Genomic DNA, 9802 nt, shown 5'->3' on the forward strand with positions numbered 1-9802 from the left:
ACGCCGATTTCGACTCGTCGACGTTAAGTGTCTGACCCGCAGCAATCTTCGAGATCAGGGACTTGAAATCCGGGGCAACATCATTCATGCCGCAACCTTGTTTCCGGGTCGGGTGAGAGCAAGAAAGTTTTCGAGCAGCCGGTGACCATGTTCGGAGGCAATGCTTTCGGGGTGGAACTGTACGCCGTGCAGGGGCAGGGTCTTGTGGCTCAAACCCATGATCACGCCATCGTCTGTCGTCGCCGTCACGTCAAGACAATCAGGAATACTGTCCGGGTCGATGGTCAGGGAATGATAGCGGGTTGCCAGAAACTTGTTGGGTAGGTCGCGGAAAAGTCCTTCTCCACTGTGATTGATTTTTGAGGTCTTGCCATGCATGAGCTGGCTCGCGCGCACGACTTTGCCGCCGAATACCTGGCCAATAGCCTGATGACCGAGACAAACGCCGAGGACCGGCATGTTGGAGAGGGCGGCGCGTTTTACCAACTCGAGACAGATCCCGGCCCTGTCCGGATCGCAAGGGCCCGGGGAAAGCAGGATTCCCGCCGGGTTTTCTGAGAAGACCTCGTCAACGATAATGACGTTGTTTCGATAAACCTTTACTTTCGCGCCCAATTCACCCAAAAAATGAACAAGGTTATAAGTAAAGCTATCATAATTATCTATTAGTGTAATCATATCAATATGTTATATCTCTATTCCAGAGAAGCCCGGGGATTTGACAGGATCTTTGAAACCTGTAATTCTAAAGCATCAGTTTCTATTTTTTTTCAACAAAATCAAGTGTTCAAATCGCCTGCCGTCATAATTTAACCGTAGATTTTACGCCTTATTTACCATATTGAACTAGTTTTACGGCAGACGTTGGCGATCGATGAGCAATAAGGAGACAGGCTCCAGATGACATCCCGGCCTGATAAAGACAATAAAACGGCGGGAAACTCACCGACGGAGCGGTTGATGGCCTCACCGGTACGGCTGGCCGTTCTCTGCGTCGCTGTTCTGGTTCTCAGCGCCAGTGCCGGGGTCCTTATCGGTAAAATATTCAAACCCTTTCAAGAAGATAGTGTGCCCGAGACAGTAACTGTGACCGCGCAAGCCCCGCTGCCGCCGCTGTGGCCAAGCGCGCGGGTCGCGACGCCGCCTCCGCTAGTTACCAATATAACCATTCCCAAAAGCACGACCGTTTTCAAAGAGTCCCCACCTGAAAGCGAGCCCGATGTCGGGTCTCCGGCTCCCTTGCAGGAGGAAGCGCAATCCCAACCACAACCGGACAGCGCGACCGAGGATGAGCCCGCTTGGAAAAGATACGCAGCGCTTGCCCCGCCGATTGATGGCTCGCCGATGATCGCCCTGGTCATCGATGACATGGGCCTCAGCCGCGAGCGAGTAGAGGAGGTAGCGGAATTGCCCGCCTTGCTCACCCTGGCGTTTCTGCCCTATGCGCCGTCGCTTCAGGATAAAGTCGATTTTTCCCGCAAGCACGGCCATGAAATAATGCTGCATTTGCCGATGGAGCCGATGGATGCCCATGTCGATCCCGGACCTGATGCACTGCTGACGGAGTTGTCCGATGTGGAGCTAACCCGGCGCCTGATCAAGAACCTCGACAGTTTTACCGGCTATGTTGGTGTGAATAACCATATGGGAAGCCGCTTTACGGCCGATAAACGGGCAATGTCGCTGGTCATGGACATCATGGCCAAACGCGGACTTCTCTTTCTCGATTCGAAAACGACGGCTGCGTCCGACGGATATAAACTGGCGGTGCAGCGGGGCATGCCATCGGCCAAGCGCGATATCTTCATTGATAACGTCATTGCCGAAAAATCCATATTGGCGCAGCTTAAAAAAGTCGAAAAGGTCGCCAACCGCAAGGGTGTCGTAATTGTCATCGGTCATCCGCATCCGGCGACGATCTCGGCGCTGCGTCACTGGTTGCCGGAGGCCAAGAAAAACGGATTTCGATTTGTCCCGTTAAGTGTCGTCACGGCGCTTACATTCAACGGCTAACGCTACTAATCAGCGGTTCCGGTTTACGTCCGAAGCGTAGCGCAGGGCTTCTTGTGCCGCACGGACGAGGGCCTTTGCCTTGTTGACGGTTTCCTGATATTCCGCTTCGGGGTTACTGTCGGCGACAACGCCGCCGCCCGCCTGAATGTAAATCTTGTTATCCTTGACCAGTGCGGTGCGGAGCGCAATACAAGTGTCCATCGAGCCATTGGCGGAAAAATAACCGACAGCGCCGCCATAAATACCACGACGGGTCTTCTCAAGCTCGTCAATAATTTCCATTGCCCGCACCTTCGGGGCACCGGAGACGGTGCCGGCGGGGAAGCCTGCGCGCAGGGCGTCAATGGCGGTCAGGCCGTCCTCGATTTCGCCCTCGACATTAGAGACGATATGCATGACATGGGAGTAATTCTCGATCGCCATTTGCTCGGTCACCGTAACCGAGCCGATCTTGGCGACGCGCCCAACATCATTGCGGCCCAGATCGAGCAGCATCAAATGCTCGGCCAGTTCCTTCGGGTCAGACAGCAGGTCGACCGCAAGGGCAGCATCTTCGGCGGCGGTGGCGCCGCGCGGCCGGGTGCCGGCAATAGGGCGGATCGTCACTTTGTCATCGCGCAGCCGAACAAGAATTTCCGGACTTGACCCGACTACCGAGAAACCACCGAAATTGAGATAGAACATGAATGGCGAGGGATTGGTCCGGCGGAGCGCCCGGTACAATGACAGTGCCGACAGATCAAACGGCAGTTCGAACCGTTGTGATGGCACAACCTGGAAGATGTCACCGGCGCGGATATACTCCTTCGCCGCCTCGACCATGGCATAATATTCTTCACGGCTGGTGTTGGACACTGGCTCCGGCAGGTCTGGCATCCCGCTGTCAGCGCTGGCGGTATGTGGCAGGCTGCGTTCAAAATCATGGACAGCATCGGCAATGCGTTCGGCCGCATGATTATAAGCATCCTGCGCCGACCGGCTGTCGCCTGTCCAGACGGGGGTGACGATGGTGACCAGATCAAGAATTGAATCAAAAATTGCCATCACCGTCGGGCGTAGGAACATGCCGTCGGGTACCCCGAGATCATTGATATTGCCGTCGGGAATATTCTCCATCAGACGCACGGTGTCATAGGACATATAGCCGACCAGACCGGCTGCCATCGGCGGTAGAGACGCTGGAAGATCAATATGGCTCTCGTCGATCAGTGCTTGCAAGCTCTCAAGGACCGGTTTTTCACAGGCGACAAAGGCATCAGGATCAAAGCGGGCCATGCGGTTGATGCGGGCCTCGTTTCCGTCACAGCGCCAGATCAGGTCGGGTTTCATGCCAATGATGGAATAGCGGCCGCGTACGGCGCCGCCTTCAACGGATTCCAGCAGGAAAGAGTTGGCTTTCCCTTCGGCCAGTTTCATGACCGCCGACACCGGGGTTTCTAGATCAGCGACGAGGGTAGTCCAGAGTATCTGGGAAACGCCGGCGGCGTGCTTTTCCTTGAACTCCGCAAAAGCAGGTTGTATGGCCATTCCTCAAAAATATTCCCGGATCAGATCTTCCTTGATTGAAACGCCGATTTCCCGTTGCAGATGACTTTCATACTGCGAGAGAATTCCGGCGCGAACACTGGCGGCAATCTGCTCGGACATTTGATCAACTGCGGCCTTGTCCGTGGCGGGGTCGGCGGGAACAATTTCGCCAATACGATAGATAATTGTTCCGATGCCGGCGGCATCGACATTAACACCATAGGCACCCGTCTGCAGATCGAACAATCCGTCGCGGGCGGGTTGCGAGAGGCTGTTAGTGGGACCGCCGCGCCGAACTGGCTCCGATGTTTGTATTTTCAGATCGAGAGACTTGGCAATGTCTTCAAGCGTCTCGCCGCCATTGAGCTTGACGAGCAGGGCGTCGGCCTTCTTTTTGGCTTCCTGATGCCGCCAGTCTGCCTGCCAGCTTTCCGTGGCCTCCGTCTTGACATCAGCGAGCGGTTTAAGGGCGGCATCCGCAATATCATTGACGACAACGGCGAAATAGCGGCCATCGTCAGTTTCGGAAATCTCGGGTTCGTTGCCCTTGGGTTTATCAAACGCTGCTCTCAGGAGGGCATCGCTGATCGGAAGGTTCGCCGCCGGCTTGCCTGATTTATCCATACCTGCTGCATCAATCCAGTCCGTAGTTTCGACGTTGACCCCGATGGCTTTTCCGGCATCGGTAATCGTTGCACCGCCGGCAAACTCATCTTCGATCTTCGTTGCCTGCTGGTACATAATGTCACCTGCCTGGCGAAGATGAATATCGCGGACCAGCTGGTCCCGGACCTCATCGAGGGATTTGGTATTTTCTGGCTTGATATCTGTGACCTTGACCAGGTGCCAGCCGAGGACCGTTTTGATAGGATTGGAAACCTCATCTTTTTTAAGAGCGAACACGGGATCCTGAAGCGCGGGCAGCAAGTCCTGTTTCGCCATCAGGCCAAGATTAATGTCTTCCGGCGTCAGTTCCAGTTCCGCCTTGCCGATCTCGGCGAAGCTGCTGCCGGCGTTAATTTTGGCAAGTGCCGCTTTCGCCTTGTCTTCACTTTCGAATATCATCTGTTCGACGGCGCGTTCCGCAGGGATATTGAATTCGCTGAGCCGACTTTCATATTCTGCTTTGAGATCGTCATCGCTTACCGGCGTGTCTTCAACAAAATTCTCCGGCGTGAAAACCAGGTAGCTGATTTTGCGATATTCCGGTGCCGAGAACTGGTCAGGATGCTTGCTAATGAATTCCGTTAGTTCGTCATCCGTGGGCGCTGGGGCGAAGCCGACACTGCTGTCCTCGATATTAATGAAATCCGCCGTCCTTTTTTCCCCGTGAAAGGCATAAAGCGTATCGAGCATGATCTTGGGTGCGGTGGTGATGGCAAGCGGCAGAGTCGAAATCAACTGCTGTCCGGTCAGGTCATTACGCACAATTTCCACATATTCGCTTTCCGAATAACCGTTCCTGCGCAGAAAATCCTCGAACCGGTAGCGGTCAAACGTTTTAACCTCATTTTGGAACGATGGCTGCTGGCGGATATTATCGCGCACGGCCGCATCATTGGCACTCAGGCCCAACTTGCGGGTTTTCTCATCCACCAGTGCCCGTGAAGCAATCTGGTTGATAGTCATTTGGGCAAGGCCGAACTGTTTCGCCTGATCCGGACTTATCTGGGTTTTGAACCGCTGCGACAGGATAAGGATATTTCTCTGGTAGTCCCGCTGGAACTCTCCGAGAGAAACCGTCGTGTCGCCCACCTCGATGACATTACTTCCAACCGAACTGTTGAGCATGTCACTTCCGATACCCCAGACAGCGAAACTCGCGACAAGAAGAGCCAGTAAACCTTTTGCGAGCCATCCGCTGGCTCCTTTTCGCATCGCGTGAAGCATATTTATCGTCTACCAAATATTTAATGTGAACAAAACCACTTAACTTGCTTTACCCATTTACGCAAGCGGGCCTGATTATAGGGGCCGCACGAGTGTGGGCAACATCGAATTTTGCAAAGCAGTATCTTTCTTGATTAAAAGATGGCATACGATCCTGAATTCGCAATGAATGTTTAGTTTTATTCTGAATTTGAGGAAGACAATGTCCAATATGAGACGACCGCTGATTGCTGGAAACTGGAAGATGAACGGATTGGCCGATGAATCGCTCCGGCAGGTGCAGGACCTCGGCGCGCGGGTGGGGAAATTCGACGATCCGGCCTGCGATATCCTGATTTGTCCACCAGCGACGTTGCTGCGGGAAATGGCGCGGGTTGCGGTGGGCAGTTCTGTGAAAATGGGCGGACAGAATTGTCACGCCGAACCGTCGGGCGCGCATACCGGGGATATTAGCGCGGAAATGCTGAAAGACAGTGGCGCGCGATACTGCATCGTCGGCCATTCGGAGCGCCGCGCGGATCATGGCGAAACAAATGCCATCGTCCGGGCCAAGGCGGCGGCTACCTTGCGGGCGGGTCTGGTTGCCATTATCTGTGTCGGTGAGACACTGGAGGAGCGTGAGGCGGACAAGACGCTGGACGTGATAACGGAGCAGGTGAAGAATTCACTGCCGGCCGGAGCAACGGCAACGAACGTTGTCGTGGCTTATGAGCCAGTTTGGGCAATCGGCACCGGAAAAACACCGACTACCCTGGACGTCAAGGCCGTGCATCGCCATATCCGCGAAGAGTTGTCGCGGATGATAAACGATGCCGATCGGGTCCGTCTTCTCTATGGCGGATCGGTAAAAGGTAGCAACGCCGCGGAATTGATGGCTGTTGAAAATGTTGATGGCGCGTTGGTTGGCGGTGCCAGTTTGACGGCAGAGGATTTCTGGCCCATCGTCAAGACCTGTATCTGACTATTTTCCACTGTAAAGGGTCTGGTAATTCGGTCGAGTTTGGTGTAGAAGCCCAGCAATTGTTAATTATGAAGCGGCACTGACCGCTTGATAGTCGGGATAAAGAAACTATGGAAACTGTCCTGTTGGTCATTCATGTAATGATCGCGATCTTCTTGATCGGCGTGGTGCTGTTGCAGCGCTCCGAAGGGGGTGCGCTAGGCATTGGCGGCGGCGGCGGGGGTGCAATGACGGGACGCGGTGCTGCGAACCTGCTGACCCGGACGACTGCCGGTCTCGCCGCGGCCTTTATGTTGACGAGCATTTTGCTGGCGATTGTCAGCGGCACGCATTCCGCGCCCAGCTCAATTCTCGATGCGCCGGCGTCGTCAACGTCCGATATGGATAAGACGGCCCCGATGGTGCCGGAAAAACCGGCGGAGCCCTCGGCTCCGTTGTCGGAATAACCGGGCAATTTCAAAAAAATAACGGAGGCGGCAGATTTGCCGCCTCTTTTACTTCACGGCGATAATAGAATTGGTTATAACGTAACTCCATGGCTCGGTTTATTTTCATTACCGGTGGTGTGGTTTCCTCGCTTGGCAAAGGTCTCGCCGGGGCAGCATTAGCTTCCCTCTTGCAGGCACGCGGTTATAAAGTGCGGCTTCGGAAACTCGACCCCTATATCAACGTCGATCCCGGCACGATGAACCCCTACGAACACGGGGAGTGTTATGTCACCGATGACGGGGCGGAAACCGACCTCGACCTCGGTCACTACGAACGCTTCACCGGCGTGCCCTCCAAGCAGAGCGATAACGTCACAACCGGAAAGATCTACCAGACAGTGATCCGCAAAGAACGCCGCGGTGATTATCTCGGCGGCACGGTCCAGGTCATTCCCCATATCACCAACGCCATCAAGGAATTTGCCACCTCGAACATTGAGGATGAGGATTTTGTTCTCGTGGAAATTGGGGGGACGGTCGGCGATATCGAGAGCTTGCCGTTTCTGGAGGCCATTCGCCAGCTTGGATATGAGCTTGGCCGAAACGCCATTTTCATCCATCTGACCCTCGTTCCCTATATTGCCGCGGCGGGAGAGCTTAAAACCAAGCCAACCCAGCATTCGGTGAAGGAACTGCGCTCTATCGGTATTCAACCCGATATCCTGCTTTGCCGCAGCGAGCAGCCGATTCCCGCAGGGCAGCGGCGCAAAATCGGGTTGTTCTGCAATGTGTCCGAAGATGCGGTCATTCAGGCGCTCGATGTGCGTTCCATATATGAAGTACCGCTCAGTTATCATAAGGAAGGGTTTGATGAACAGGTCCTGAAGGCCTTCGGTTTTGAGAATGTCGCCGAACCCGACCTGTCGAAATGGGAAACCATTGTCGAGCGTATCCTGCATCCGGAAGGCGAGGTCAATATCGCCGTTGTTGGCAAGTATATCGAGCTTCAGGACGCCTATAAGTCACTGACAGAATCGCTGATCCACGGTGGTATTGCCAACAAGGTGAAGGTCAATATCAACTGGGTTGAATCCGAGATTTTTGAGGGCGACGACGTTACCCCGGCAAGCAAGCTGGAGGACGTCCATGCCATTCTCGTGCCCGGCGGATTCGGCGAGCGCGGGGCCGAGGGAAAAATCAAGGCGGCGCAATATGCCCGCGAGCATAAAATTCCCTATTTCGGTATTTGCTTTGGGATGCAGATGGCCGTCATCGAGGGCTGCCGCAATCTGGCGGGACTGCCAAACGCCGGAACGTCTGAATTTGGCAATTACGAACCGAACGTCGTTGGCCTAATGACCGAATGGGCCCGCGGTAACCAGATTGAGACCCGGTCCAAAGACGGTGATCTTGGCGGTACCATGCGGCTCGGATCCTACCCGTGCGAACTGGCGGCGGGCAGCCGGGTACAGGAAATCTACAATAAGGACCACATTGATGAGCGTCACCGTCACCGCTTTGAAGTGAATATCGCTTACAAGGATGTTCTGGAAAAGGTCGGCTATAAATTCTCCGGGCTGTCGCCACACGGGATTCTGCCGGAGATCGTTGAATATACGGATCATCCATGGTTTATTGGCGTACAGTTTCATCCTGAGTTAAAATCCAAGCCCTTCGCGCCGCATCCTTTATTTGAAAGCTTTATCGACGCGGCGGTCAAGAAATCACGATTGGTATAGATATGACGGAGACACATCACGTTCAGATCGGCAACATAACTGTCGGCAACGATTTGCCGCTTGCGCTCATCGCCGGACCCTGCCAGATGGAAAGCATGGTTCATGCGATGGATATGGCCGGACGGCTTTTTGAAATCACGCAAAAGCTCGGCATGGGACTGGTCTATAAAACCTCCTTTGACAAGGCGAACCGGACCTCCCTCGGCGCGGAGCGGGGCCTCGGACTTGACGCGGCGATCCCCGTGTTCGAACGGATCCGCAGCGAATTTGGTATTCCCGTGCTGACCGATGTTCATATCGCTGAGCATTGTGTGGCACTCGGTGATGCCGTCGACGTGTTGCAGATTCCGGCGTTTCTCTGTCGCCAGACGGACCTGTTGCTCGCCGCGGCCAAAACCGGCAAGGTGATCAATGTGAAGAAGGGTCAGTTCCTGGCGCCTTGGGATATGAAGAATGTTGCTGATAAGTTGATTAACAGCGGTAACAGCAAGGTTCTGCTGACCGAGCGCGGCGCCAGCTTTGGCTATAATACGCTTGTTTCGGATATGCGCAGCCTGCCGATCATGGCGGCCCAGACCGGCCTGCCCATCGTTTTTGACGCCACCCATTCGGTACAGCAACCGGGCGGGCAGGGCACCTCCTCGGGAGGGCAGCGCGAATTTGTGCCTGTCCTTGCCCGCGCGGCCGTTGCTGTCGGTGTTGCCATGGTTTTCATGGAAACCCATGAAGACCCTGATAATGCTCCGTCTGACGGTCCGAATATGGTCCCAATCGATCAGATGGAAAACCTCCTGAGCCGCCTTCAGGCCTTTGATACCCTCGCCAAAAACCTTTGATACAAGGATGCAAGTCGTATGAGTGCAATTCTCGATATTACCGGACGTGAAATTCTTGATAGTCGCGGTAATCCAACCGTTGAAGTAGATGTCATCCTGGAAAGCGGTGCCTTCGGCCGCGCCGCAGTACCCTCCGGTGCCTCAACGGGTGCCCATGAGGCGGTCGAGCTGCGCGACGGCGACAAGTCTCGCTATGGCGGTAAAGGGGTGCTGAAGGCGCTTGATTCAGTGAATGGCGAGATTTTCGATATTCTGTCCGGCCTCGATGCCGATGACCAGATTGCCATCGACCGGGCGATGATGGCGCTGGACGGAACCGACAACAAGGGCCGCCTCGGCGCCAATGCTATTCTCGGTGTCAGCCTGGCGATTGCCAAGGCCGCGGCGGAGGATTGTGGCCTGCCGCTC

The 9802-nt window shown here is 54.8% G+C and carries 8 protein-coding genes and 1 pseudogene; 6 read left to right on the forward strand and 3 right to left on the reverse strand.

The window, feature by feature from the left end:
- Positions 1–84: 84 nt before the first annotated feature.
- On the reverse strand, positions 85–678 hold the full coding sequence (locus tag ACESNI_RS07085) for an aminodeoxychorismate/anthranilate synthase component II (protein ID WP_373085845.1): 594 nt from the start codon (positions 676–678) through the stop codon (positions 85–87).
- Between the two features lie 222 nt (positions 679–900).
- Here ACESNI_RS07085 and ACESNI_RS07090 point away from each other — a divergent pair, with 222 nt between their 5' ends.
- Positions 901–2013: a divergent polysaccharide deacetylase family protein gene (locus ACESNI_RS07090; protein WP_373085846.1), complete on the forward strand. Its 1113-nt coding sequence runs from the start codon at positions 901–903 to the stop codon at positions 2011–2013.
- Between the two features lie 9 nt (positions 2014–2022).
- Here ACESNI_RS07090 and trpE read toward each other — a convergent pair whose 3' ends face one another.
- Both trpE and ACESNI_RS07100 read right to left on the reverse strand, forming a co-directional pair.
- Positions 2023–3540 (reverse strand): anthranilate synthase component I, encoded by a 1518-nt coding sequence (gene trpE / locus ACESNI_RS07095; RefSeq protein ID WP_373085847.1) that lies wholly within the window; start codon positions 3538–3540, stop codon positions 2023–2025.
- 3 nt (positions 3541–3543) lie between these two features.
- A complete protein-coding gene (locus ACESNI_RS07100; RefSeq protein ID WP_373085848.1) occupies positions 3544–5418 on the reverse strand; it encodes a SurA N-terminal domain-containing protein in 1875 nt (624 codons plus the stop codon).
- Positions 5419–5632: 214 nt separating this feature from the next.
- Between ACESNI_RS07100 and tpiA the strand changes: the two genes are divergently transcribed.
- The 5 genes and pseudogenes from tpiA to eno form a co-directional block, all read left to right on the forward strand.
- The gene (tpiA, locus tag ACESNI_RS07105) at positions 5633–6391 is read left to right on the forward strand and encodes a triose-phosphate isomerase (protein ID WP_373085849.1); all 759 of its coding nucleotides are present in this window, start codon (positions 5633–5635) and stop codon (positions 6389–6391) included.
- Between the two features lie 110 nt (positions 6392–6501).
- On the forward strand, positions 6502–6837 hold the full coding sequence (gene secG / locus ACESNI_RS07110; RefSeq protein ID WP_373085850.1) for a preprotein translocase subunit SecG: 336 nt from the start codon (positions 6502–6504) through the stop codon (positions 6835–6837).
- A gap of 89 nt (positions 6838–6926) precedes the next feature.
- Positions 6927–8558 carry a CTP synthase gene (locus ACESNI_RS07115; protein WP_373085851.1) on the forward strand — a complete coding sequence of 544 codons (1632 nt, stop codon included), beginning with the start codon at positions 6927–6929 and terminating at the stop codon, positions 8556–8558.
- Positions 8559–8560: 2 nt separating this feature from the next.
- Positions 8561–9394, forward strand: coding sequence for a 3-deoxy-8-phosphooctulonate synthase (gene kdsA, locus ACESNI_RS07120; protein ID WP_373085852.1), 834 nt, complete (start codon positions 8561–8563; stop codon positions 9392–9394).
- 18 nt (positions 9395–9412) lie between these two features.
- Positions 9413–9802 (forward strand): annotated as a pseudogene (eno, locus tag ACESNI_RS07125) (phosphopyruvate hydratase); the annotation flags it as partial.

The organism is Sneathiella sp., assembly GCF_041689005.1.
Taxonomy (GTDB): Bacteria; Pseudomonadota; Alphaproteobacteria; order Sneathiellales; family Sneathiellaceae; genus Sneathiella.